The organism is Telluria sp. LT2P34, assembly GCF_059685915.1.
The window spans coordinates 728449-751404 of record NZ_JCASIN010000001.1; the positions used below are offsets into that span (position 1 = coordinate 728449).

Consider the following 22956-nt stretch of genomic DNA (forward strand, 5'->3'; position numbering starts at 1 on the left):
GTTTCAGTCGGTCAGAGTTGCGCAGCTTCGAAGGTATTGCACTGCTCGACTTCGCCGGTTTCCATGCCGCGCTTGAACCAGCGCACGCGCTGGGCCGAGCTGCCGTGGGTGAACGAGTCCGGCACTACGCTGCCCTGCGATTTGCGCTGGATGGCATCGTCGCCAATGGCGGTTGCGGTGGCCAGCGCCTGTTCGATGTCGCCGGTTTCCAGGAAGGCTTCCTTCTTTTGCGTGTGGAAAGCCCAGACGCCGGCAAAGCAATCCGCCTGCAGCTCGAGCTTGACCGACAGCAGGTTGCCCTGCTTCTCGGACATCGAACGCTGGGCGGTCTGCACTTTTTCCGACACGCCAATCAGGTTCTGCACGTGGTGGCCGACTTCGTGGGCGATCACATAGGCCTGGGCAAACTCTCCGCCGACATTGAAACGCTGCTGCATCATGCGGAAGAAATTCAGGTCGATGTAGATATCGCTGTCGCCCGGGCAATAAAAGGGGCCGCTGGCGCTGCTGCCGGTACCGCAGGCGGTTGCGATCCGTCCCTCGAACAGCTTGAGCTTGGGCGGCTGGTAAGTCGCGCCCTGCGCTGCGAACAGCGGCGTCCAGGCGTCTTCCGTATAGGCCAGCACGGTGCGCACGAAGCGCGTTTCCGGGTCGTTGGCGGGAGCTGCCGCCGGCCCGCCCGGCGCCTGCTGTGTCTGCACCGGGCCGCCCTCGCCGCCCATCATGCCGATCACGGTACCGGGGTCGACGCCGAAGAACAGCGAGGCCACCAGGGCAATCGCGATCGTACCCAGGCCGACCGACTTGCCGCCGATGCCGAAGCCGCCCCTGCCGCCGCCCCCACCGCCGCCGCGGTGGTCTTCGACATTGCTGCTCTCGCGGTCACCTTCCCATTTCATCGCGACCTCCGCAGGTGGCTGGAATTGGTGCTTTCGCGCGCGTCCTTCATGCGGAACTCGTCGTCCGCGGCGAGGCCCGTCCTGGCGTCATCGTTGAGCGTGCGCTCGTGGTGTTCGCGTTCGACTTCACGGTCGACGCGGCGGTGTTCCTGATCCGGCAGCAATGGCTTCATGATTATCCTTGACTTGTTTTCGCGCCTGGCCGGCATCGGTGCCGGCCCTGGCTTTGTTGTCAGTATGGACTCCCCCTGCGCCGAGGTATGTTCGGGTATTCACATAACAACCCTGTCAGCTCTGCAACTCGGTACGCCAGCGAACAGAGAAGCCGGGGCGCCTTGCCGCATGCTCGCAGCATGACCTCCACCATCGACACCGACGCCCTGCTCGTGCTGGGCCAGGCCCTGCAGCGCGCAGGCTACCAGTTCACTACCGTGACTCCGGCCACGCACCGGCGCGTCAACGGCCGGCTTGAGAATGCCTGGGCGCGCGACCTGCGCGGGGTGTTCGGCTGGAGCCGGCCATTTCACGACGACGCCGTGCCGCCGGACATCCTGGCGCTGATGCGCGATGCCGGCGTGCTGGAGCAAAAGAATGGCGGCTGGTGCGCCAGCGTGCGCGCCTCCACCATCGGCGAGCGCCTGTATTTTCACTCGGCCTTCCCGACCAAGGACGACGACGCCGTCTTCTTCGGCCCGGACACCTACCGCTATATCGCCGCGGCCAAGCGGGCCATGGAGACCCTGGCGCCGCCGCGGCGGGCAGTCGACATCGGCGCCGGCGGCGGACCGGGCGCGATCGAAGTGGCGGCGCGCTTTCCCGAGGTCGTGTCGGTTGCGGCCGACATCAACGACCGCGCCCTGGCGCTGGCCGGGGTCAACGCGCGCCTGGCGGGATTGACGAACGTGGAACTGCGCCATAGCGACCTGCTGGACGGCCTGGAAGGCGGCTTCGACCTCGTGATGTCGAATCCGCCCTATATCCTCGACCCGGACCAATTGCGCTACCGCCACGGCGGCGACATGCGCGGGGCCGGTATCTCGCTGTCCATCGTCGAGGCGGCGCTGGCGCGCCTGAATCCGGGCGGGACCTTGTTGCTCTACACCGGGATTGCGATTGTCGACGGGCGCGACGAATTCCTCGACGCGATCCGCCCGAAACTGATGGCAGCCTGCGCCAGTTGGACCTATGAAGAACTGGACCCGGACATCTTCGGCGGCCAGCTCGATTGCCAGGGTTACGAGGAAACCGACCGGATCGCGGCCGTCTGGCTGCGCGCCCTGAAGAGCTAGGCGCCTGCAGGCCGTGCGGCCGGGGCAGCCCGCGCCGCGAGCGCCGCCAGTAGCGATGAAACCAGCAGCAGGCCGGCGCCCATGCCGAAGCTGGCCTGGTAGCCGCTTGCGTCGAAAACGATGCCGCCGACGCCCGCGCCTACCATGATCGCGAGCTGGACCACCGCTACCATCAAGCCGCCGCCGGCTTCCGCATCGCGCGGCAGGGTGCGCGCCAGCCAGGTCCACCAGCCGACCGGCGCGGCGGTGCCGACCAGGCCCCAGATGCCGAGCAGGACGGCGGTGATTGGCAGCGAATCGCCGAAAAAGATCAGCGCCACCGCAATCGCCGCCATCAGCGCCGGGATCACCACCAGGGTGCGATACAGGCCCGCCTTCAGGAAGCGGCCGATGGCGATCGTCCCGGCAAAGCCTGCCAGGCCGAGGACGAGCAACAGCAGCGACAGCGTCGTCACATCGACCCGTGTCACGCGCTCGAGGAAGGGGCGCAGATAGGTAAACAGCGCGAACTGGCCCATGAAGAAGAAGCTGGTCGCCGCCATCCCGTAAGCCACCCCCGGACGCTTCAGGAGCCGGAACACGTTTTTCGACGCGCCGGTAGCGGCGGCGGGCATGGCCGGCAGGCTGACGAACTTCCACGCCAGGGCGATCGCAGCGATCGGCACCAGGCAAAAGAAGGCGCCGCGCCAGCCGACGATGGCGCCCAGGAAGCTCCCCAGGGGCGCCGCCACCACCGTCGCCAGGGCATTGCCGCCGTTGACAATGGCCAGCGCGCGCGGCACTTTATGCAGCGGCACCAGGCGCATCGCCACCGCCGCCGACATCGACCAGAAGCCGCCGATCGCCACGCCGATCAGCGCGCGCCCGGCCATGAACAGGCTGTAGTTCGGTGCAAACGCCGCCAGCGTGCTCGACGCGATCATCAGCAGCGTCAGCCCGAGCAGCAGGGTCTTGCGGTCGAGCCGGCCGGCCAGCAGGGGAATGCACAGGCTGGTCAGCAAGGCAAAGGCGCCCGACACGCCGACCGATTGGCCGGCCTGCCCTTCGCTGATGGCCAGATCGGTGGCAATCGGCGTGAGCAGGCTGACCGGCATGAATTCGGAAGCGACCAGCACAAAGGCGCCAAGCGACAGGGCGAAGACGGCGCCCCAGGCTGCGGGCTTGCCGGTGATTTCCGCCGGTGCAGGAGGAATTTCGAGTTTCATTTCTTATTTCACTGCGCGCCACCAGGCGCTGCCGGCATGCGGCTGTTTCAGGTTCAGGGGTTCGCCGATGACCGGCGTCGTGATCGCCACCCCGCCCTCCCTGGCGAGCGTGGTGATGCGCTCGAACGGGTCTTGCCAGCGGTGCCGGGCCAGGTCGAAGGTGCCGTTATGGACCGGCAGCAGCCAGGCGCCCTGCAGGTCGCGGAAGGCCTGCAGCGTCTGTTCCGGCTGCATGTGGACGTCGGGCCACTGCCTGTCGTAGGCGCCGGTCTCGACCAGGGCGACATCGAAGGGCCCGTACTTGTCGCCGATGGCCTTGAAGCCGTCAAAATAGCCGGTGTCGCCGCTGTAGAACAGGCGCAGATCGCCCGTCATGATCACCCAGGATCCCCACAGGGTCGAATTGCGGTCGCCCAGGCCGCGTCCGGAGAAATGCTGGGCCGGCGTCAGCGCAATGCGCAGGCCGTCGAGTTCGATCTCCTGCCACCAGTCGAGCTGGCGCACCTTGGCCGCATCGACGCCCCAGGCGAGCAGCCGGTCGCCGACGCCGAGCGGGGCCAGGAAATGCGCCGTTTTGCCGGCCAGGGCCAGGATGGTTGCGTGGTCGAGATGGTCGTAATGGTCGTGCGACAGGATCACCGCTTTGAGCGGCGGCAGGTCCGCCAGGCTGATCGGCGGGGCATGGAAACGCTCCGGCCCGGCCCATTGCACTGGCGACGCGCGTTGCGAAAACACCGGATCGAGCAGGTAGAACTCGCCCTTCAATTTGAGCAGGCTCGACGAGTGGCCGAGGCGGTACATCGTATTGTCGGGCGCCGCTATCAGGGCGGCGCGGGTGATGGCCTGCAGGGGAATGGCCTGGGTCGGGAGGGTGCCGGCCGGCTTGTCGAACATGAACGTCCACCAGATCTTCGCCATCTCGCCGAAGCCGAGTTCATGCATCCGTACCGGGTTGGCGAACTTGCCATCCTTGAACTGGGGCGACTGGTGCGCCGGTGTCTTTGCCGACGCCAGCGCGGAATAGCCGACGAAGGCGATGAGCACGAGGGATAGCGTGCCGAGGAGGAAGCGGGTCATGGTGATGCGGGCTTTCAGGGATGGGCGCGAGAAGCTTACGCGGCAAAGGATGTAACTATGTCCTGCGGGAAACTTGTTGGCAAGGGGATGGTGGCAGGTGTTGCCATGGGGCCACTATTTGAAACTCAAATCAGAAAAGGGTGAGATTCGCCCACGTTCCGCGGGCCGCCCCCGCCCAAGTATGGGCGGGTCTTCGAATCCCACACGCAAGGCCCTCAGGGCCTTGCTCCTCTCCGCCAGCAAATAAAAAAAGCTCCTTAAGGGGAGCATTTTTTATTTACTGGCGGAGAGGGTGGGATTCGAACCCACGGTACGATTTAACGTACGCCTGATTTCGAGTCAGGTACATTCGACCACTCTGCCACCTCTCCTGATTCGGTGCCCGCGGTCGTTGCGAGAGGCCCGCATTATAGCGAGGGTTTTGAGTTTGTGGCAAGGAAAAACCATCCTTTGACGAGGCATGCCATGTATACGAGAACGCTGGTTGCCGGCTGGGCCGACATGGATTTCAATGCGCACATGCGCAACACGGCTTACCTGGACAAGTCCGCCGACGTGCGGATGATGTATTTCGCGGACAAGGGCTTTCCGATGTCCGAGTTCGTGCGGCTGCAACTGGGGCCAGTCGTCATGCGCGACGAGCTCGAGTATTTTCGGGAATGCCGTCTGCTCGATGCGATCACGGCCACCTTCGGCATTGCGGGACTGTCGGACGATGGGAGCAGGATGATGCTCAGGAACGAGTTCTTCAGAGAAGGCAGCTTGTGCGCAAGAGTGACATCGACCGCGGGTTGGTTCGACCTGGCGGCGCGCAAGTTGACCGTGCCGCCGGCGAACCTGGCGGAGCCTTTGCGGGCACTCGAGCGGACGGGGGACTTTCAGGTCTTGCCGGGGAGTGTGCGGTGACGAATAGAGGCGAAATAAAAAAAGCTCCCGAAGAAGCTTTTCTCATTTACTGGCGGAGAGGGTGGGATTCGAACCCACGGTACGATTTAACGTACGCCTGATTTCGAGTCAGGTACATTCGACCACTCTGCCACCTCTCCAAAATCGGTGTCACGGTCGCTGCAAGAGACCAGCATTATAGCCAGCCTCTACTGAAAACGGAAGAGCAAACGTAAAAAAACCGGAATTGCCCTTCCCTGCCTCAGGCAGCATTGGGTGTCAGTCGCTCGAGACCACCCATGTACGGCCGCAGCACCTCCGGAACGATGACGCTGCCGTCAGCCTGCTGGAAGTTTTCCAGCACCGCCACCAGGGTGCGGCCCACGGCCAGGCCCGAACCGTTCAGCGTGTGCAGCAGTTCCGGCTTGTTCTGGGCGTTGCGGAAGCGGGCGCCCATGCCGCGTGCCTGGAACGCTTCGCAATTCGACAGCGACGAGATCTCGCGGTAGGTATTCTGGGCCGGGAGCCAAACCTCGAGGTCATAGGTCTTTGAGGAGCCAAAGCCCATATCGCCGGTGCACAGCAGCATGACGCGATAAGGCAGGCCCAGGGTTTGCAGGATGGTCTCGGCGTGGCCGACCATCTCTTCCAGGGTCTCGTACGACTTTTCCGGATGCACGACCTGCACCATTTCGACCTTGTCGAACTGGTGTTGGCGGATCATGCCGCGCGTGTCGCGGCCATAGCTGCCGGCCTCCGAACGGAAGCATGGCGTGTGCGCCGTCATCTTGATCGGCAACGCGTCGAGCGCCACGATCTCGTCGCGCACGATGTTCGTCAAAGACACTTCCGAGGTCGGGATCAGGTAGAAGGTCTCGCCTTCCCCCTCGACGCCGCCCTTTTTCACCGAGAACAAGTCAGCCTCAAACTTCGGCAGGTGACCGGTCCCGCGCAGCGAATCGGCATTCACCATGTAGGGGGTATAGCACTCGGTATAGCCGTGCTTTTCCGTATGGGTGTCGAGCATGTACTGGGCCAGCGCGCGATGCAGACGGGCGATGCCGCCCTTCATGACCGAAAAGCGCGAGCCCGTCAGCTTGGTCGCGGTGTCGAAGTCCAGACCCAGCTTTTCGCCGATGTCGACGTGGTCTTTCACGGTGAAATCGAAGCTCGGGGGCGCACCAATCCTGCGCACTTCAACGTTCCCCGTTTCGTCGTTCCCCGCCGGCACCGATTCGTGCGGCAGGTTCGGCACCGTTTCAAGGAAACGCGCCATCTTTGCCTGCACGTCGCTCAGGGCCGCTTCGTTACTTTTCAGCTCATCGCCCAGGCCCGCCACTTCCGCCATCACGCCGGCAGTGTCCTCACCCTTGCTTTTCAACATGCCGATCTGCTTCGACAGGCTGTTGCGCTTGCCCTGAAGCTCTTCGGTGCGGGTCTGGATCGCCTTGCGCTCGGCTTCGAGGGCGTTGAAGCCGGCCACGTCGAGCTGGAACTTGCGCGCAGCCAGGCGCGTGGCGACGCTGTCGATGTCTTTGCGGAGAAGTTGGATGTCTATCATGTGGGTTCAGGGCAGCAGTATGTCAAAAACGCAATTGTACCAAGGGGACAGCGGTTTCTGGCAGGGATTCAGCCCTCCCCCGCGTCCTCGTCGAGTTGACGCAGGAAAGCCAGCTTCTCGCCGATCTTCGCCTCCACCCCGCGCGGGACCGGCTGGTACCAGCCCGGCTCGGGCATGCCGTCGGGCAGGTAGGTTTCGCCGGCCGCATAGGCGTGCGGCTCGTCATGCGCGTAGCGATAGGCGTGGCCATAGCCGAGTTCCTTCATGAGCTTGGTCGGCGCGTTGCGCAGGTGGACCGGCACCTCGCGCGACTTGTCCTTGCGCACGAACGCCATTGCCGCGTTGAAGGCGTTGTAGCCGGCGTTGCTCTTGGCGGCAATCGCCAGATAGACCACGGCCTGGCCCAGCGCCAGTTCGCCTTCCGGGGAACCAAGGCGCTCGTAGGTGGTGGCGGCGTCGTTGGCGACTTGCAGCGCGCGTGGGTCGGCCAGGCCGATGTCTTCCCAGGCCATGCGCACGATGCGGCGCGACAGGTACTTGGCGTCGGCGCCGCCATCGAGCATGCGGCACAGCCAGTACAGGGCAGCATCCGGGTGCGAGCCGCGCACCGACTTGTGCAGGGCCGAGATCTGGTCGTAGAAATTGTCGCCGCCTTTGTCGAAGCGGCGCGAATTAAGCGTCAGCGCGTTGTCGACGAACTCCGCGGTGATGGTGGTGATGCCGGAGGTCTCGGCCGAGGTCTTGGTCTGTTCCAGCAGGTTCAGAAAGCGGCGCGCGTCGCCGTCGGCGTAACCGATCAGGGTGCCGATCGCCACTTCGTCGAACTTCAGGTGCTGCAGCACCCGTTCCTGGGCGCGTTTCAGCATCAGGCGCAGCTCGTCGTCCGTCAGCGCTTTCAGCACATACACCTGCGAGCGCGACAGCAGTGCGGAATTGACTTCGAAGGAAGGATTTTCGGTGGTGGCGCCGATCAGCGTCACCAGGCCCGATTCGACGAAGGGCAACAAGGCGTCCTGCTGCGACTTGTTGAAGCGGTGGATCTCGTCGATGAACAGGATCGTGTGCCTGCCGCGCGCCAGATATTGCTCGGCCTGCTCGACGGAGGCGCGGATATCCTTCACGCCCGACAGCACGGCCGACAGGGCGATGAATTCGCATTCGAAGGCATGCGCCGTCAGGCGCGCCAGCGTGGTCTTGCCGACGCCGGGCGGGCCCCACAGGATCATCGAATGGGGTTTGCCGGATTTGAACACCAGGTTCAGCGGCTTGCCGGGGCCGAGCAGGTGGCTCTGGCCGATGACTTCGTCGATGGTGCGCGGGCGCAGCGCTTCGGCCAGCGGCGCGGCCGGCTCGTGCTTGAAGAGGTCATCCACGGCGGCCTCCGGTGGCGCTTGGAAATATCATGGGGCGTAAGCAGGTGTTGTGCATGTGGCTAGTGTAGCCGATGCACCCATTGAGGGCGCCGGGCACCGCTCGGAAGCTTGCGCCAGATGTCATCGTGTGGTGAACTGGCTGCCGCATACCAATTCAATATGGAAACGATCAGAATGCATCAAGGGCGACTTCTCCTTCTTCTCGTGTCATCAGTGCTGGCTGCGACTGCGTCTTGCCCGTCACGGGCGACACCGCCACCCCCGCCACCGCCTTGCGCGCCCGTCAGCGCCGCCGTGACGAACGACGCCCTTGGCCGCATCGTCGCGGGCAAGGGCACGCAACGCCAGGCCGATTGCGCGGCAAAGGAACTGGGGGCGCGCGGCGCCGCCGCGCTCCCGGTCGTGCTTGGCCTGCTGCGCGATCGGGATGACTACGTGGCCTGGACGGCGATGACGATCGTGGCTGAGATCGGTCCGCCCGCGCAAGCGGCCTTGCCGGTCCTGATGGAGCGCCTGAAGCGGCCACGTGCTTTGGGGGACCAGTATTTGTACGATGCGGTCGTCGCGCTCGGCCCGGCGGCCAAACCGGCGATTCCCCTGCTGATCGCGCGCTCGCGCGTGCCCGCCGATCCTTACTACCCGCTGCACGCGCTCGGGCCGCTGGAGGCGCTGGGGCGCCTGGCAAAACACGACCCGGGCCGCGTCATACCGCACCTGGTGTCGCTGCTGCCGGACCGGGAGAAAGAGCACATGGTGCTCGGCGCCCTGGCCGACATGGGCAGGGATGCGCGGGTGGTGCTGCCGGAAATCATGGCCGCGCTCGAACGGGCAAAGCTGGCTGGCGACAGCAGGAGTGGCAACGCAGCCTTGTCTGCGCTCGCCGCCATCGGCGAGACGGACGAGAGCATACCGGTCATCACCGGCCTCCTCGATCATCCGGTCATGGCGCCCCATGCGGTCCTGGCGCTGTTCCCGCTCGGCCCTGCGGCGGGCAGCGCGGTGCCCGCCCTGATCGCGCGGCTCGGCAGTAGCCGGCACGACGATGTCCTGTCGGGCAACATTGCCTCGGCACTCGCCACGATTGCGCCGGGCTCGCCTGAAGTCCAGCGCCAGTTACTGATCGAGGCAACCGAACACCGGAACGACATGGCGGCCCTCGCGCTCGGCGGGATTTCGCCTCTGCCGCCCGACTTCGCCCCGGCGCTGGTGGCCGCGCTGGCGCGCACGCCCGGCAACTACTTTCTGCTCAAGGCGCTCGACAACACACGTGGGATGAAATAGTCCACGCCGCCGAGCGACCCAGCGGTTTGCTTATTGACGGTTGACGTCCGCACCCTTCGGGATATTAAAGGTGAACTGCTGCGCGCCGAGCGTCGGGTTGCGCTGGAAGCTGGTGAACTTCAATACCGAGGTCTGGCCGAAGTTGTCCTTCAGCTCCATCGCTTCCGGCACGCCGTTGCGCATGCCGATGCTGATCTGTTCGAAACTTGTGTCGCGCGCCTTGGGCACGGCGTTCAGCCATTCCAGGCCGCCGCGGGTGCCGGCTTCGGACAGGGTGAAGTTCTTTTCCAGGTCGTTGCTGCCGAACAGGATGGCGGCCGGGGAGGAGCCGAGCGCGTTGCCGAGCTTCTTGATCGTGACCTGGTTCAGGTCCTTGTCGTAGACGTAGAGCTGGTCGCCGTCGGCCTGCAGCAGCTGGTCGTAGGGTTTCTGGTAGTTCCAGATGAACTTGCCGGGACGGGCGAACACGAAGGAGCCGCTCGAGATCGGGGCGACCTTGCTGGTGGCGGACTTGCGCTGTTGCTGCTGGGTAAACTCGCCTTTTGCGGCCTTGGTGTTGGCCACGAAGGATTTGAACTGGTCGAGGGCAGCGGCGTGGGCGCTGCCGGACAGGACCAAAGTGGCGATCAATACGGCGATGTTGGTTTTCATGGTCATCGGTTATCCTTTTAGTGTGCGGCGTGCATCGGTACGACCGCGTGGGCTCAAGAGCGGTTCGCCGCCCGGCCCTCCCTACGAATTACTCGGCTTGCGTGGCCGGCACGAGGATGTCGCGGTTGCCGTTGCTCTGCATCGGCGAGACGACGCCGCTTTGCTCCATCTGCTCGAGCAGGCGCGCGGCGCGGTTGTAGCCGATGCGCAGGTGGCGCTGGACCAGCGAGATCGAGGCGCGGCGGTTTTTCAGCACCACGGCCACGGCCTGGTCGTACAGGGCGTCGGACTCGCCGCCACCCTCGCCGGCCGGCATGCCGTCGCCGCCCGTTGCGCCCTCTTCCAGCGTGCCGCCTTCGAGAATGCCTTCAATGTAATTCGGTTCGCCCGTGGACTGCAGGTGTTTTACAACTCGATGCACTTCTTCGTCCGAGACAAAGGCGCCGTGCACCCGCACCGGCAGGCCGGTACCCGGCGGCATGTAGAGCATGTCGCCCATGCCGAGCAGCGCTTCGGCGCCCATCTGGTCGAGAATGGTGCGCGAGTCGATCTTCGACGATACCTGGAACGCGATGCGGGTCGGGATGTTCGCCTTGATCAGGCCCGTGATGACGTCCACCGACGGGCGCTGGGTCGCCAGGATCAGGTGAATGCCGGCGGCGCGCGCCTTCTGGGCGATACGGGCGATCAGCTCTTCCACCTTTTTACCCACGACCATCATCAGGTCGGCCAATTCGTCGATGATGATGACGATGGTCGGCAGCTTTTCGAGCGGCTCCGGATTGTCCGGCATGATCGAGAACGGGTTCGGAATGTGCTCTTCGCGCTTCTGGGCGTCGAGGATCTTGGCGTTGTAGCCGGCCAGGTTACGCACGCCGAGTTTCGACATCAGCTTGTAGCGGCGCTCCATCTCGTTCACGGCCCAGTTCAGGGCGTGGCCGGCCTGGCGCATGTCGGTCACGACCGGCGCCAGCAGGTGCGGAATGCCTTCGTAGACCGACATCTCCAGCATCTTCGGGTCGATCAGGATCAGGCGTACGTCGGCCGGATCGGATTTATACAGCAAGGACAGGATGGTGGCGTTGATGCCGACCGACTTGCCGGAACCGGTGGTGCCGGCCACCAGCAGGTGCGGCATCTTGGCCAGGTCGGCCACCACCGGCTTGCCGGCGATGTCCTTGCCGAGCGCCACGGTCAGGCTCGAGGGGCTGTCGTTATAGACCTTGGAACCGACGATTTCCGTCAGGCGCACGATCTGGCGCTTCGGGTTCGGCAGCTCCAGCGCCATGTAGTTCTTGCCGGGGATGGTTTCCACCACGCGGATCGAGGTCAGCGACAGCGAACGCGCCAGGTCGCGCGCCAGGTTGACGATCTGGCTGCCCTTGACGCCGGTGGCCGGCTCGATTTCATAGCGCGTGACGACCGGGCCCGGGAAGGCGGCGACGACCTTCGCTTCGACGCCGAAGTCGGACAGCTTCTTTTCGATCAGGCGGCTGGTGAATTCGAGCGTCTCGACGGCGACCGTTTCCTGCACCGGCGGTGGATCGTCGAGCAGGGACAGCGGCGGCAGCGGCGAGTCGCCGGGCAAGTCGCGGAAGAGCGGCGTCTGCTGCTCTTTCTGGGCGCGCTCGCCTTTTGGCACCGACATCATCTGCAGTTCGATCTTGATCGGGCTTGGGGCCAGGTCGACGTCGGCGCCGGACGGCATCGACGCCGGCAAAGCCGGGGCGGCCAGCGACGGCACGCTCTTCGGCGCCGAAGCGGGAGCGGCATCGAACTGCGCAAGCTGCGGCTCGGCACGGCCGGGCGCCGCCGGCTTGTCATGGCGAACGCGCTCGGACACCAGCGCTTCGTCGCGCCGCACGGCGGCCTCTTCACCCTGGCGCCGGTCTTCGCGGTCTTCATGACGCAGGCGGAACCAGTCCATCGCCGACTCGACCTTTTCGCCGATGCGCTCGGCCACGGCCAGCCAGGACACCTGGAAGAACAGCGAAAAACCGAGGCCGAACAGCAGCAGCAGCAACAAGGTGGCGCCGGTCGAACCAAATGCCGTCTGCGCCGCGTGGCCCAGCAGCTGGCCAAGCACGCCGCCCGGGGCCCGCGGCAGCTCCACCTGCCACGACCACATGCGCAGGTATTCGAGGCCGACGCTGCCGGCAAACATCAGGCCGAAGCCGATCCAGCGGATGATGAATTCGTCCTGGTGCTCGGCTTCGGCGGGAGGGTCGAGCTTGTCGGTCAGGCGCCGCCAGCCACGCCAGACGGCGCGCAGGAACAGCACGCCCCACCACCAGGCGGAGAAGCCGAAAATGAACAGCAGCAGGTCGGCCATCCAGGCGCCGGCGCGGCCGCCCAGGTTCGAGATCGACGCGACAGTATTCGCGTGCGACCAGCCGGGATCGGCCTTGTTATAGCTTAACAAGATCATCACGAAATACAGGAAGACGACGGCCAGGGCGATCCAGCGCGCCTCCATCAGGAGACGGGCAAGACGGCGCGGCATCGGCGACCTGGGGGCGGGATGACGGGGTGGTGTCGGGGACTGTGCGGGACTCTTCTTGCTCATGCTGCTAGCTGCTGATGTGATCGCCATATGGAATCCGCCCATTCTAAGGCATATGGCGGCGCGAAGCCCGTGATTCATGCTGTTGCGCATCATCGTCTATAATCGACATCGCACCCGGAGACCTTGATTCTCGTCGTCCCGTCCCCAGTTTCCCATCTCATATTGACTACATCGCCTCCCATGACCACTAAGAAACACGCCAAAGTCCTGATCCTCGGTTCCGGTCCCGCCGGCTACAGCGCCGCCGTGTACGCCGCGCGCGCCAACTTGAGCCCGATGCTGGTCACCGGCGTCGAACAGGGCGGGCAGCTGATGACCACGACCGATGTCGAAAACTGGCCGGGCGATCCGCTGGGCGTGCAGGGTCCGGAACTGATGGCGCGCCTGCTGCAACACGCCGAGCGCTTCAACACCGAGATCGTGTTCGACCATATCCACACGACCTATCTGAACGAGAAGCCGATCCGCCTGGTCGGCGATTCGCATGAATTCACCTGCGACGCCCTGATCATCGCCACCGGCGCCTCGGCCCAGTACCTCGGCCTGGAATCGGAACAGGCCTTCATGGGCCGCGGCGTGTCCGCCTGCGCCACCTGCGACGGCTTCTTCTACCGTAACCAGGAAGTGGCGGTCATCGGCGGCGGCAATACCGCGGTCGAGGAAGCCCTGTACCTGGCCGGCATCGCCTCGAAAGTCACCCTGATCCACCGCCGCGAGAAATTCCGCGCCGAGCCGATCCTGGTCGACCGCATGATGCACAAGGTCTCCGAAGGCAAGATTGTGCTGGAACTGAAACAGACGCTCGAGGAAGTCCTGGGCGACACCAGCGGCGTGACCGGCCTGCGCCTGAAGTCCACCGGCGACGGTTCGACCAAGGACCTGACCGTGCACGGCCTGTTCGTGGCGATCGGCCACAAGCCGAACACGATGATCTTCGACGGCCAACTGGAAATGAAGAACGGCTATATCCGGACCAAGAGCGGCCTGGACGGCATGGCGACCGCCACCACCGTGCCGGGCGTGTTCGCGGCCGGCGACGTCCAGGACCATATCTATCGCCAGGCGATCACGAGCTCGGGCACCGGCTGCATGGCCGCGCTCGACGCCCAGCGTTACCTCGAGGCCCTCGAAGATTCGTAACAGGAATGGCGGTGCATGAAAGACTTCGCTGATCTCAAATCCTTCCGCGACCGTCTGCAGGAAGAAGAGCGCCTGCGCGCCATCGAACAGGCCGCGCGCGAAAAGCGCGAACGCATCGCCCGCGAACGCGCCCTCGAGTTTCGCGGTGCGATGGAAGGCGTGCGCAAGATGCCCGAGTCGAACCGGTACGTGTACCGGCCGGTGCAGGAAGCCATGTTACGCGAGCAGCCCGGCAAACGGATCCTGAGCCAGGAGGAAGACGACGCCCTGGTGCTGCAGCAGTCGCTGTCCGACGGTTTCGATGTCGAAGGCCTGCTGGACGACGACCCGACGCTCTCGTATGCAAAAGAAGGCGTCGGCAACGACGTCGTGAAAAAACTGCGCAAGCGCCATTGGCCTGTGCAGGATGAACTCGACCTGCATGGCATGACAGTCGACGCCGCGCGCGGCCCGCTCGGCGATTTCGTGCGCCGCTCGGTACGGCGCGGCGTGCGCTGCGTGCGCATCATCCACGGCGTCGGCTACGGTTCGCCCGGCGGCCAGCCGGTGCTGCGCTCGGTCGTGCACAGCTGGCTGGTGCAGCTCGACGACGTCGTCGCGTTTTGCGCGGCCGGCCGTGCCGAAGGCGGCCAGGGTGCGCTGATTGTGCTGCTCAAACCTGTGCTCGATCTCTGACAAGGCATTGTAAAATCCTGCACTACCGTATCCCGCGTCCATTTTTCAAAAGGTACATCGTTGAATCCAGTTCTGGCCGAGCCAATGCCCGCCCCCTGCCAGGTCGATCTGGCATCCTGCGCCGATGAACCGATTCATACGCCCGGATCCATCCAGCCGCACGGCTTCGTCCTGTTCATGAAAGGCGACGGCATGCTTGCCGGCTGGAGCGCCAATATTCCACCGTTCCTGGCATCTTCGCTGACCCTCGGGCAACCCGTCGGCGACCTGCCCCTGCCCGCTGCCAGTCTTGAGCTGATCGCCGACTGCGCCGCGCTGCTGGAGAATGGAGAATTTCCGCCGGCGATGGCCGCGGTCACATTCGAAGGCCTCGATTACGACTGCATCGTGCATGCCATAAACGGGCGCATCGTCGCCGAATTCGAAACGCGCGCCGTGCCCGCCGACGAGGTCGCCCTGTTCGCGGTCAAGGCCCACAGCTCGATCGAACGCGTGCGCCGCCAGCGCAGCATCGAAGGCCTGCTGGAAACGGCGGTGCAGCAGGCGCGCGCCTTCACCGGCTTCGACCGTGTGATGGCCTACCGTTTTCGTCCCGACGACAGCGGCGACGTCGTGGCCGAGGCGCGCCGCGACGATCTGCTTCCCTTCCTCGGCCAGCGCTATCCAGCCGGCGACATTCCGGCGCAGGCGCGCCGCCTGTACGTGCTCAATACCCTGCGCAACATCGCCGACATCGGCTACACGCCGGTGCCGCTGCTTGGGGCACCGGGCGCAATGCCGCTCGACATGAGCTTCGCCGTGCTGCGCAGCGTCTCGCCGATCCATGTGGAGTACCTGCGCAACATGGGCGTGTGCGCTTCGATGAGCGTATCGATCGTCATCAACGGCCGCCTGTGGGGTCTGATCGCCTGTCACCATATGGCGCCCAAAACAGTGCCTTATGCCATCCGCATGGCCGCCGACGTGCTGGCCCAGGTCATGGCATCGACCATCCAGAGCATCGAAGCGCGGCTCGACGCTGAACTGGTGGAGCGCGCGGCGCACGTGCGAACCGACCTGGTCGAGTCGCTGCTGACCGATGAAGAGCCGCTCGACGCCCTGGCGCGCCATGGCGAAGCACTGTTGGAGGCCACCGGCTCGCAGGCGCTGGTGTGCATCCACAACGGTAAAGTCCTGCGCCAGGGCCCGATCGAGCGCCATGCCGCCGAGGCGATCGTCCGCGCACTGCCGGGCGACGCCAGCAATCTGCTGGTGCGCGAGCATATTGGCGAATGGCCGCAGGAAGTGCAGGCCCAACTCGGCAAATGGGCCGGCCTGCTGGCCTTGCCCTTCGACCCGCCCGGCGGCGGCTGGTGCCTGCTGCTGCGCACCGAACAGATCGAACACGTTTCCTGGGCCGGGCGCCCGGAAAAAACAGTCGAAGCAGGCCCCCTCGGGGCGCGCCTGACGCCGCGCGGCTCGTTTGATGCCTGGCAGGAGACTGTCGTCGGCCGGGCCTACCCCTGGGAACCGGCCGTGCTGGCCAACGCCCGGCTGATGCTGTCGGAACTGCTGCGCGCCTCGAACGCACGCCGCGCGCAAACCGAAACCACCCGCGCCCAGCTGCTGGCCATGCTGGGACATGACCTGCGTGATCCGCTCCACTCGATCAACATGGCCGGCTCCATGCTCGAGCGCGGCGCCACCCAGCCGACCCTCGGCAAACGCATCCAGTCGTCCACCAACCGCATGGAGCGCATGATCGGGCAGGTGCTCGACATGAGCCGGATCGACGGCGGCCTCGGGCTGGGCATGGCGCTCGAGCCGCTCGACCTGGCGGCGCTTGCCGACGACCTGGCCGAGGAGATGCGCCTGGCGTATCCGGCCGTTCGCTACGACTACGTCAATCCCGGGCCGGTCATGGTGCGCGCCGATGGCGGCAGGATCGCCCAGGTGTTGTCCAATTTGCTGAGCAATGCACGCCACCACGGCCACGTCGACACTCCGATCGTGGTCATGCTCGCCGCCGGGCACGGCTGGGCCATGCTCGACGTGACGAACGCAGGCGATCCGATCCCCGAAGACGTGGCGGCCTCGCTGTTCAATCCTTTCAAGCGCGGCTCGCTGCATAATCCGCGCAACCGCACCGGCATGGGACTAGGCCTGTACATCGTGGCGACCATCGTGCGTGAGCATGAGGGCGAAATCGCCTACCGGTATGAGGGTGGACAGGTCGTCTTCAGCGTACGCCTGCCGCTGTGCCTGACAACAAGCGGCTGAGGTGGCCGAAGTCCACCTGTCGCTGATGCAGCGCGCATGTTAATCTAGCAACATGCTAACAGCGCGGTTCCCTGCATGACCCTCATCAAGTTCATTGAAATCATGGCCATCCTGGTCGGGGCGTTTTCCGGCTTCATCGAAGCGCGCCGCAAGCGCATGGACCTGGTAGGGGTGTTTACCGTCGCCTTCATCGCCGCCTTTGGCGGCGGCACCCTGCGCGACATCCTGCTCGACCGCCGCCCTCTGTTCTGGGTCACGCATCAGGAATACGCGATCCTGATTTTTGTCCTGGCCCTGATTGCCTCGCCCGTGATCCGCACCCTGCGCCACATCGTCTCCGAGCGCCTGATCGTGATTGCCGACGCTGTCGGCCTGGGACTGTTTTCGATTGCCGGTGTCGCTGCGGCGCTGGACGCGGGCATGCCGCTGTTTATCGCCTCGATGATGGGCGTGATCACGGGAATCTTCGGTGGCGTGCTGCGCGACATCGTCTGCAACGAAGTGCCGATGGTGTTCAGGGACGGCAAACCCTACGCCCTGTGCGCCTTTCTCGGCAACTGGATGTTCCTGCTGATGGGTCTATATACCAACGCGTCGCACGATTTTGCGCTGTGGAGCAGTGCGCTGTTCATCAGCGTACTCCGCCTGGTGACCTGGAAATTCGATATCCAGATGGGGCGCTGAGCGCCCCATCCGCAATCACACCGCGTCCGGCCCGGTCTCCCCGGTACGGATCCGGATCACCTGCTGCACGTCCTGCACGAAAATCTTGCCGTCGCCGATCTTGCCGGTGCGTGCCGCCTTGATGATGGCGTCGACGACCTGGTCGACGATGGCGTCGTCCACCACCACCTCGATCTTCACTTTCGGCAGGAAGTCGACCACGTATTCGGCGCCGCGATAGAGTTCGGTGTGGCCCTTCTGGCGGCCGAAGCCCTTGACTTCGGTAACCGTCAGGCCGGTGACGTTGACGTCGGCCAGGGCCTCGCGCACTTCGTCGAGTTTGAACGGTTTGATCACGCAGGTAATCTGCTTCATGCTTGCTCCTAGTGTGGAATGTTCTTAGTCCGGGATGTTCTTCAGGTCGTCCAGCCAGACGATTGCTTCCGAATCGCTCGGCGCGCGCCAGTCGCCGCGCGGGGACAGCGAGCCGCCGTTGCCGACCTTCGGGCCGTTCGGCACGCAGCTGCGCTTGAACTGGCTGGTCTTGAAAAAGCGCCACAGGAAGATCTGCAGGTTGCGCTTGATCGCCGCCAGGTCGTACTCGTTCCGCGAGCCGTGCGCGTCGGGCCAGCGGCCCTCTTCCTTCGCATGCCAGGCCGAATACGACAGGAAAGCCACTTTCGCGGGCTTCATGCCAAAGCGCAGGATGTAGTAGAGATTAAAATCCTGCAGCTCGTAGGGTCCGATCACGTTTTCGGTGATTTGCGCCGGCTTATCGTCGCCTTCCTTGCCGGGCACTAGCTCGGGACTGATCTCGGTGCCGAGGATGTTCAGCAGCACTTCCGCACCACCCTTGACGACGCTGCCGGTGTCCGCCACCCAGCGCACCAGGTGCGTGATGAGCGTTTTCGGCACGCTGGCGTTGACGTTGTAGTGCGACATGTGGTCGCCCACGCCATAGGTGCACCAGCCCAGCGCCAGCTCGGACAGGTCGCCGGTGCCGATCACGATCGCGCCCAGGTGGTTGGCAAGCCTGAACAGGTGGTTCGTGCGCTCGCCGGCCTGCACGTTTTCGAAGGTGACGTCGTACTGCTCCTTGCCTTCGGCGAAGGGGTGGTCGAGGTCGCGCAGCATTTGCAGGCAGCTCGGGCGGATGTCGATTTCGCGCGCCGTGCAGCCGACCACTTCCATCAGGGCGTGCGCCTGCTGCAAGGTGCGTCCGCTGGTGGCGAAGCCCGGCATCGTGAAGGCGAGGATGTTGGTGCGCGGCAGGCCGAGGCGGTCCATGGCGGCGGCGCAGACCAGCAAGGCATGGGTCGAATCGAGCCCGCCCGAGACCCCGATCACCACTTTCTGGATGCTGCTGGCGGACAGGCGCTGGATCAGGGCCTGCACCTGGATGTTGTAGACCTCGGTGCAGCGCTCGTCGCGCAATGCGCGCTCGGCCGGCACATAGGGGAAGCGCTCGACTTCGCGCATCAAGGGCAGCCGGCCCTCGAGGGGCAGCGCCAGCATGCAGCGCTGGACCCGGAACTTCGCGACTTCCTCGGCATGGCGGCGCGCCGACTGGGCGAAGGTGGTGGCGCGCATGCGTTCCTGCGACATGCGCTCGAGGTCGACGTCGGCGAAGATGATGTGCGACTCGTCCAGGAAGCGCGCCGACTCGGCCAGCAGTTCGCCCTTTTCGTAGATCAGCGCCTGGCCGTCCCAGGCCATGTCGGTGCTCGACTCGCCGCGCCCGGCCGAGGTGTACAGGTAGGCGGCCATGCAGCGCGCCGACTGCTGGCTGACCAGCTGGTGGCGGTAGGTGCTTTTCCCGACCAGCACATTCGAGGCCGACAGGTTCACCAGCACCGTCGCCCCGGCCATCGCCGCGAACGAGGATGGCGGCACCGGCACCCAGACGTCTTCGCAGATCTCGACGTGGAAGCGCAGCAGCGGACAATTCTCGACCTCGAACAATTGGTGCGGGCCGAAGGGTACGTCTTCGCCGAACAGGCGTACGCTGTCGACGGCGGCGCATTCGGCCGCCGAGAACTGGCGCGACTCGTAGAATTCGCCGTAGTTGGGCAGATAACTTTTCGGCACCAGGCCGAGCACGCGCCCGCCCGCCACCACCGCCGCACAATTGAACAGCTGGTGATTGACCCGCAGGGGCAGGCCCACTACCATCGCCAGGGGCAGCTCGGTGGACGCCTCGACGATGGCCAGCAGCGCGGCTTCGCAGGCATCGAGCAAGGCGCGCTGGTGGAACAGGTCTTCGCAGCTGTAGGCGGACAGACCGAGTTCCGGGAACGCGACCAGTGCCGCGCCCTGCTCCGCAGCCTGGCGCGCGAGAGTCAAGGTCTGCTCAAGGTTATAGGTCGGATCGGCGATGCGGCAGCGCGGGATCGCCACGGCCACACGCGCGAAGCCATGCGAATACAGGTTGAAAAATCGGTCGTTCATCATGGCCTTTCGCACTTCTTTTCAAGGTAAGAAAGCAATTTTGAATTATCGCACGCATATCGTTTCCTCCCTGTCCGAGATCGGCCAGCCAGCCTGGGATGGCCTGCTTGCGCTGCAGGGAGAAGCCAACCCGTTTTTGTCGTATGCCTTCCTGCACGCGCTGCACGAATCGGGCAGCGCCGCGCCCGCGACCGGGTGGCAGCCGCAATACATCGCGATCTACGACGGCGACACATTGGCGGCCGCGCTGCCGCTCTACGTCAAGGAGCATTCCTACGGCGAATATGTGTTCGACTGGGCCTGGGCCGACGCCTACCAGCGCCATGGACTGGACTATTACCCGAAGCTGCTGGCGGCGATTCCGTTCACGCCGGTTGCGGGGCCGCGCCTGCTGGCGCGTGACGCCGCGGCGCGCGCGGCGCTGATCGAGGTGCTGGTGGCGACGCAAGCGGCGACCGAGGTCTCCTCGACCCACATCCTGTTCCCGCCCGAAGAGCATGCGCAGCAGCTGCGCGAGGCCGGCTTCATGCTCAGGTGCGGGGTGCAGTTCCACTGGCTGAACGCGGGCTATGCGAGTTTCGACGACTTCCTCGCCACGCTCGAGCAGAAAAAACGCAAGAACATCCGGGCCGAGCGGCGCAAGGTTCGTGAAGCCGGGGTCACCCTGCGCCGCGTGCGCGGGGCCGACGCGACGCAGGCCGACTGGGTCTTCTTCAACCGCTGCTACCGCCACACCTATGCGGACCACCACTCGACCCCCTACCTGAACCTGGACTTCTTCCGCCGCATCGGCGCGACCATGCCGGAAAATATCCTGCTCGTGATCGCCGAGCGCGCCGGCCGCCCGATCGCCGCCTCGCTCGTGATCCACAGCGCCGACACCCTGTACGGGCGCTACTGGGGCGAACTCGAACACGTGCCCTGCCTGCATTTCGAAGCGGCCTACTACCAGCCGCTCGAATTCTGCATCGAGCAGGGCATCGCCACCTTCGAGGGCGGCGCCCAGGGCGAACACAAGATGGCGCGCGGCTTCCTGCCGACCCGCACCTGGTCGGCCCACTGGCTGGCCCACCCTGCCTTCGCGGACGCGATCGAACGCTTCCTCGAGCGTGAAGCGGGCGGGATCGACGAGTACATGAGTGAGCTGAACGAGCGGAATCCGTTCAAGACGTAGGGTGGACTCCCGAGTCCACGCTGTCGCAACTTGGCGTTCCGCGAACACAGCGCTGAGCGCTCCACTGATCAGCCGCCGTAGCGCGTGGACTCAGGAGTCCACCCTACGCCCGCCTCGGCCACGCCCAGCCGTGCGATGGCCGCATCAACGTCCGCGGCCGGCAGCATATACCGCCCATAAGGGACGCCCCTTATAGGAGGCAAGTCGATGTCGTGCCGGAAGCCGATCGTCGTGTACAGCCGCAACGCCGACGCCATCAGGCGAGTCGTGTGCAGCCCGACCACGGGCGCGCGGTCGCGGCGGGCGCATGCCAGGCAGGCGCCAACCAGCCGCCTGCCGATGCCAAGTCCCCGCGCATCGGGCGCCACGACCAGCATCCGGATCACCGACCACGCGTCGGGAAAGATCGGGCTGCGCGGCCGGCCGGGACCGACGTGCACCACCGCGCCCAGCACCTCGCCGCCGCGTTCGGCCACCAGCAAGTCGCCCCCGGCGGCCAGCTCGGCCATCCGGCCGATGCCGTCAATGAACGAGGGCCAGTCGGCATAATGCCCCTCGTATTCGGCAAAGGCGGCGCGGGCCAGCGCGTTGACGGCGTCGGCGTCGGCGTCGTCAAGCCGGAAGCCACGCACGACGACGTTCCGATGTTCCAACGTCATTACACGAACAGCGACGGCTGGCTGTCCGCATAATCTCGCAGCAGATTCCACACCACCTTCACCCGCCGCAGCCGGTACAGATCGGTCGGCGCGGCCAGCCAGAACGAGCGCTCGGCGAAGAAGTCGGGCAGCACCTGCACCAGCTTGCCGTCGTCCGGCACCGCGTAGGGCGGCGCCATCACCAGTCCCATGCCCAAGGTCGCTGCTTCGATCTGGCCGGTCATGCCCGAGCAGCACAGGCGGCGCTTCGGGGTGAAGCCGAATTCGTTCAGGTAGGACAGCTCGCGGCTGGCCAGCCGGTCCTGGACATAGTCGACGAAATAGTGCTGCGACAGGTCGGACTGGTGGCGGATCGGCGGGTGTTTTTCCAGGTAGGCGGGCGAGGCGTACAGGTAGAAGCGGAACGAGGCCAGGCGCGTCACCATGTAGCGGCCCGTCGTGGGCGGGTCGAGCATCACGCCGAGGTCGGCCTCGCGGTTGGCGAGGTTGGCAAAGCGCGGCAGCGCCAGCAGGTCGATCGTCAGGTCGGGATTCGCTTCGAGCAGCCCGACCAGCAGCGGCGCCACCACTTTCACCCCGAAGACTTCCGGTACGCCCAGGCGCACGACGCCGTGCACCCCGGTACCGTCGCCGCTGAGCTGCTCGGATGCCGCCAGCGCCGCCCCTTCCATCGCTTCGGCATGCGGCAGCAGCGCCATGCCCATCTCGGTCAGCTCATAGCCTTCACGGGAACGGTCGAACAGGGTCGAGCCGAGTTCCTTCTCGAGGCGGTCGATGCGCCGCGCCACCGTCGTGTGCTCGACTTCGAGGCGGCGCGAGGCCCCCGACAAGGTGCCGGCGCGCGCCAGCTCGAGGAAGAAACGGAGGTCGGTCCACTCAGGCAAGGTATTCATCAGCGCACTTGTTTGATATCAAGACGTCATATTGTGCACTAGTGCACATTCCTCCCGCAATCAATTCCCATATGCATGAATAGCAGCACGTAAATTGTGCATATACATCATTCCCCCTGCATGGGTGCTTCACCACGGTGGTGCAACGGACTGTGCATTAATGCACAAGCGGTGGGCGCGCTGTTATCTTTTCAGCCAGACCGAACCGGAGCACACTGCTCGGCGTGCGAATCCAATGCATGAGCCATTCCAAAAATT

Annotated in this window: 20 protein-coding genes and 2 tRNA genes; 8 read left to right on the forward strand and 14 right to left on the reverse strand. The window is 65.0% G+C overall.

What is annotated here, in order from left to right:
* Positions 1–11: 11 nt before the first annotated feature.
* A complete protein-coding gene (gene ypfJ / locus AC56KZ_RS03255; RefSeq protein ID WP_497160689.1) occupies positions 12–899 on the reverse strand; it encodes a KPN_02809 family neutral zinc metallopeptidase in 888 nt (295 codons plus the stop codon).
* The gene (locus AC56KZ_RS03260) at positions 896–1072 is read right to left on the reverse strand and encodes a hypothetical protein (RefSeq protein ID WP_497160690.1); all 177 of its coding nucleotides are present in this window, start codon (positions 1070–1072) and stop codon (positions 896–898) included. The genes ypfJ and AC56KZ_RS03260 overlap by 4 nt, the downstream gene beginning before the upstream one ends.
* 180 nt (positions 1073–1252) lie before the next feature.
* Here AC56KZ_RS03260 and AC56KZ_RS03265 point away from each other — a divergent pair, with 180 nt between their 5' ends.
* Entirely contained in the window at positions 1253–2188 is a 936-nt protein-coding gene (locus tag AC56KZ_RS03265; RefSeq protein WP_497160691.1) for a methyltransferase, read from the forward strand.
* On the opposite strand, the gene AC56KZ_RS03270 is transcribed toward AC56KZ_RS03265, so the two are convergent.
* The 3 genes from AC56KZ_RS03270 to AC56KZ_RS03280 form a co-directional block, all read right to left on the reverse strand.
* A complete protein-coding gene (locus tag AC56KZ_RS03270) occupies positions 2185–3393 on the reverse strand; it encodes an MFS transporter (RefSeq protein ID WP_497160692.1) in 1209 nt (402 codons plus the stop codon). The genes AC56KZ_RS03265 and AC56KZ_RS03270 overlap by 4 nt on opposite strands.
* Before the next feature lie 3 nt (positions 3394–3396).
* Entirely contained in the window at positions 3397–4470 is a 1074-nt protein-coding gene (locus tag AC56KZ_RS03275) for an MBL fold metallo-hydrolase (RefSeq protein WP_497160693.1), read from the reverse strand.
* A gap of 281 nt (positions 4471–4751) precedes the next feature.
* Positions 4752–4841: transfer RNA gene (locus AC56KZ_RS03280), tRNA-Ser, on the reverse strand.
* A 94-nt stretch (positions 4842–4935) separates the two neighbouring features.
* Here AC56KZ_RS03280 and AC56KZ_RS03285 point away from each other — a divergent pair.
* Positions 4936–5376 carry an acyl-CoA thioesterase gene (locus AC56KZ_RS03285; protein WP_497160694.1) on the forward strand — a complete coding sequence of 147 codons (441 nt, stop codon included), beginning with the start codon at positions 4936–4938 and terminating at the stop codon, positions 5374–5376.
* 50 nt (positions 5377–5426) lie between these two features.
* Here the strand turns inward: AC56KZ_RS03285 and AC56KZ_RS03290 are convergent.
* From AC56KZ_RS03290 to AC56KZ_RS03300, 3 genes are all read right to left on the reverse strand, one after another.
* A tRNA-Ser gene (locus AC56KZ_RS03290) sits at positions 5427–5516 on the reverse strand.
* 101 nt (positions 5517–5617) lie between these two features.
* Positions 5618–6916, reverse strand: a complete 1299-nt coding sequence (gene serS / locus AC56KZ_RS03295; RefSeq protein ID WP_497160695.1) for a serine--tRNA ligase — start codon at positions 6914–6916, stop codon at positions 5618–5620.
* A gap of 68 nt (positions 6917–6984) precedes the next feature.
* Positions 6985–8289, reverse strand: a complete 1305-nt coding sequence (locus AC56KZ_RS03300) for a replication-associated recombination protein A (protein ID WP_497160696.1) — start codon at positions 8287–8289, stop codon at positions 6985–6987.
* A gap of 294 nt (positions 8290–8583) precedes the next feature.
* On the opposite strand from AC56KZ_RS03300, the gene AC56KZ_RS03305 reads away from it, so the two are divergent.
* Entirely contained in the window at positions 8584–9570 is a 987-nt protein-coding gene (locus AC56KZ_RS03305; RefSeq protein ID WP_497160697.1) for a hypothetical protein, read from the forward strand.
* Positions 9571–9600: 30 nt separating this feature from the next.
* On the opposite strand, the gene lolA is transcribed toward AC56KZ_RS03305, so the two are convergent.
* The gene (gene lolA / locus AC56KZ_RS03310; RefSeq protein WP_497160698.1) at positions 9601–10227 is read right to left on the reverse strand and encodes an outer membrane lipoprotein chaperone LolA; all 627 of its coding nucleotides are present in this window, start codon (positions 10225–10227) and stop codon (positions 9601–9603) included.
* An 82-nt stretch (positions 10228–10309) separates the two neighbouring features.
* Entirely contained in the window at positions 10310–12787 is a 2478-nt protein-coding gene (locus AC56KZ_RS03315; protein ID WP_497160699.1) for a DNA translocase FtsK, read from the reverse strand.
* Between the two features lie 180 nt (positions 12788–12967).
* On the opposite strand from AC56KZ_RS03315, the gene trxB reads away from it, so the two are divergent.
* The 4 genes from trxB to AC56KZ_RS03335 all read left to right on the forward strand — a co-directional run bounded on the left by trxB (position 12968) and on the right by AC56KZ_RS03335 (position 17545).
* Positions 12968–13927, forward strand: a complete 960-nt coding sequence (gene trxB / locus AC56KZ_RS03320) for a thioredoxin-disulfide reductase (RefSeq protein ID WP_497160700.1) — start codon at positions 12968–12970, stop codon at positions 13925–13927.
* Between the two features lie 15 nt (positions 13928–13942).
* On the forward strand, positions 13943–14602 hold the full coding sequence (locus AC56KZ_RS03325; protein ID WP_497160701.1) for a Smr/MutS family protein: 660 nt from the start codon (positions 13943–13945) through the stop codon (positions 14600–14602).
* 60 nt (positions 14603–14662) lie between these two features.
* Entirely contained in the window at positions 14663–16861 is a 2199-nt protein-coding gene (locus tag AC56KZ_RS03330) for an ATP-binding protein (protein ID WP_497160702.1), read from the forward strand.
* Between the two features lie 75 nt (positions 16862–16936).
* Entirely contained in the window at positions 16937–17545 is a 609-nt protein-coding gene (locus AC56KZ_RS03335) for a trimeric intracellular cation channel family protein (RefSeq protein WP_497160703.1), read from the forward strand.
* Between the two features lie 15 nt (positions 17546–17560).
* Here the strand turns inward: AC56KZ_RS03335 and AC56KZ_RS03340 are convergent, their stop codons facing one another.
* Together AC56KZ_RS03340 and AC56KZ_RS03345 are read right to left on the reverse strand one after the other, a co-directional pair.
* A complete protein-coding gene (locus AC56KZ_RS03340) occupies positions 17561–17899 on the reverse strand; it encodes a P-II family nitrogen regulator (RefSeq protein ID WP_305824866.1) in 339 nt (112 codons plus the stop codon).
* 24 nt (positions 17900–17923) lie between these two features.
* Positions 17924–19972, reverse strand: coding sequence for an NAD(+) synthase (locus tag AC56KZ_RS03345; protein ID WP_497161207.1), 2049 nt, complete (start codon positions 19970–19972; stop codon positions 17924–17926).
* 40 nt (positions 19973–20012) lie between these two features.
* Between AC56KZ_RS03345 and AC56KZ_RS03350 the strand changes: the two genes are divergently transcribed.
* Entirely contained in the window at positions 20013–21146 is a 1134-nt protein-coding gene (locus AC56KZ_RS03350) for a GNAT family N-acetyltransferase (protein WP_497160704.1), read from the forward strand.
* A 68-nt stretch (positions 21147–21214) separates the two neighbouring features.
* Here AC56KZ_RS03350 and AC56KZ_RS03355 read toward each other — a convergent pair whose 3' ends face one another.
* Complete coding sequence (locus AC56KZ_RS03355) at positions 21215–21805, reverse strand: GNAT family N-acetyltransferase (RefSeq protein ID WP_497160705.1); 591 nt, start codon at positions 21803–21805, stop codon at positions 21215–21217.
* Positions 21805–22698 carry a LysR family transcriptional regulator gene (locus AC56KZ_RS03360; protein WP_497160706.1) on the reverse strand — a complete coding sequence of 298 codons (894 nt, stop codon included), beginning with the start codon at positions 22696–22698 and terminating at the stop codon, positions 21805–21807. Before AC56KZ_RS03360 ends, AC56KZ_RS03355 begins: the two co-directional genes overlap by 1 nt.
* Positions 22699–22956 lie beyond the last annotated feature (258 nt).

What these genes read in the sequence shown, in the direction of transcription:
- ypfJ (WP_497160689.1), bottom strand. Translation starts at nt 899, where the DNA reads ATGAAATGGGAAGGTGACCGCGAGAGCAGCAATGTCGAAGACCACCGC.
- AC56KZ_RS03260 (WP_497160690.1), bottom strand. Translation starts at nt 1,072, where the DNA reads ATGAAGCCATTGCTGCCGGATCAGGAACACCGCCGCGTCGACCGTGAA.
- AC56KZ_RS03265 (WP_497160691.1), top strand. Translation starts at nt 1,253, where the DNA reads ATGACCTCCACCATCGACACCGACGCCCTGCTCGTGCTGGGCCAGGCC.
- AC56KZ_RS03270 (WP_497160692.1), bottom strand. Translation starts at nt 3,393, where the DNA reads ATGAAACTCGAAATTCCTCCTGCACCGGCGGAAATCACCGGCAAGCCC.
- AC56KZ_RS03275 (WP_497160693.1), bottom strand. Translation starts at nt 4,470, where the DNA reads ATGACCCGCTTCCTCCTCGGCACGCTATCCCTCGTGCTCATCGCCTTC.
- AC56KZ_RS03285 (WP_497160694.1), top strand. Translation starts at nt 4,936, where the DNA reads ATGTATACGAGAACGCTGGTTGCCGGCTGGGCCGACATGGATTTCAAT.
- serS (WP_497160695.1), bottom strand. Translation starts at nt 6,916, where the DNA reads ATGATAGACATCCAACTTCTCCGCAAAGACATCGACAGCGTCGCCACG.
- lolA (WP_497160698.1), bottom strand. Translation starts at nt 10,227, where the DNA reads ATGACCATGAAAACCAACATCGCCGTATTGATCGCCACTTTGGTCCTG.
- AC56KZ_RS03315 (WP_497160699.1), bottom strand. Translation starts at nt 12,787, where the DNA reads ATGAGCAAGAAGAGTCCCGCACAGTCCCCGACACCACCCCGTCATCCC.
- trxB (WP_497160700.1), top strand. Translation starts at nt 12,968, where the DNA reads ATGACCACTAAGAAACACGCCAAAGTCCTGATCCTCGGTTCCGGTCCC.
- AC56KZ_RS03325 (WP_497160701.1), top strand. Translation starts at nt 13,943, where the DNA reads ATGAAAGACTTCGCTGATCTCAAATCCTTCCGCGACCGTCTGCAGGAA.
- AC56KZ_RS03335 (WP_497160703.1), top strand. Translation starts at nt 16,937, where the DNA reads ATGACCCTCATCAAGTTCATTGAAATCATGGCCATCCTGGTCGGGGCG.
- AC56KZ_RS03340 (WP_305824866.1), bottom strand. Translation starts at nt 17,899, where the DNA reads ATGAAGCAGATTACCTGCGTGATCAAACCGTTCAAACTCGACGAAGTG.
- AC56KZ_RS03345 (WP_497161207.1), bottom strand. Translation starts at nt 19,972, where the DNA reads ATGAACGACCGATTTTTCAACCTGTATTCGCATGGCTTCGCGCGTGTG.
- AC56KZ_RS03355 (WP_497160705.1), bottom strand. Translation starts at nt 21,805, where the DNA reads ATGACGTTGGAACATCGGAACGTCGTCGTGCGTGGCTTCCGGCTTGAC.
- AC56KZ_RS03360 (WP_497160706.1), bottom strand. Translation starts at nt 22,698, where the DNA reads ATGAATACCTTGCCTGAGTGGACCGACCTCCGTTTCTTCCTCGAGCTG.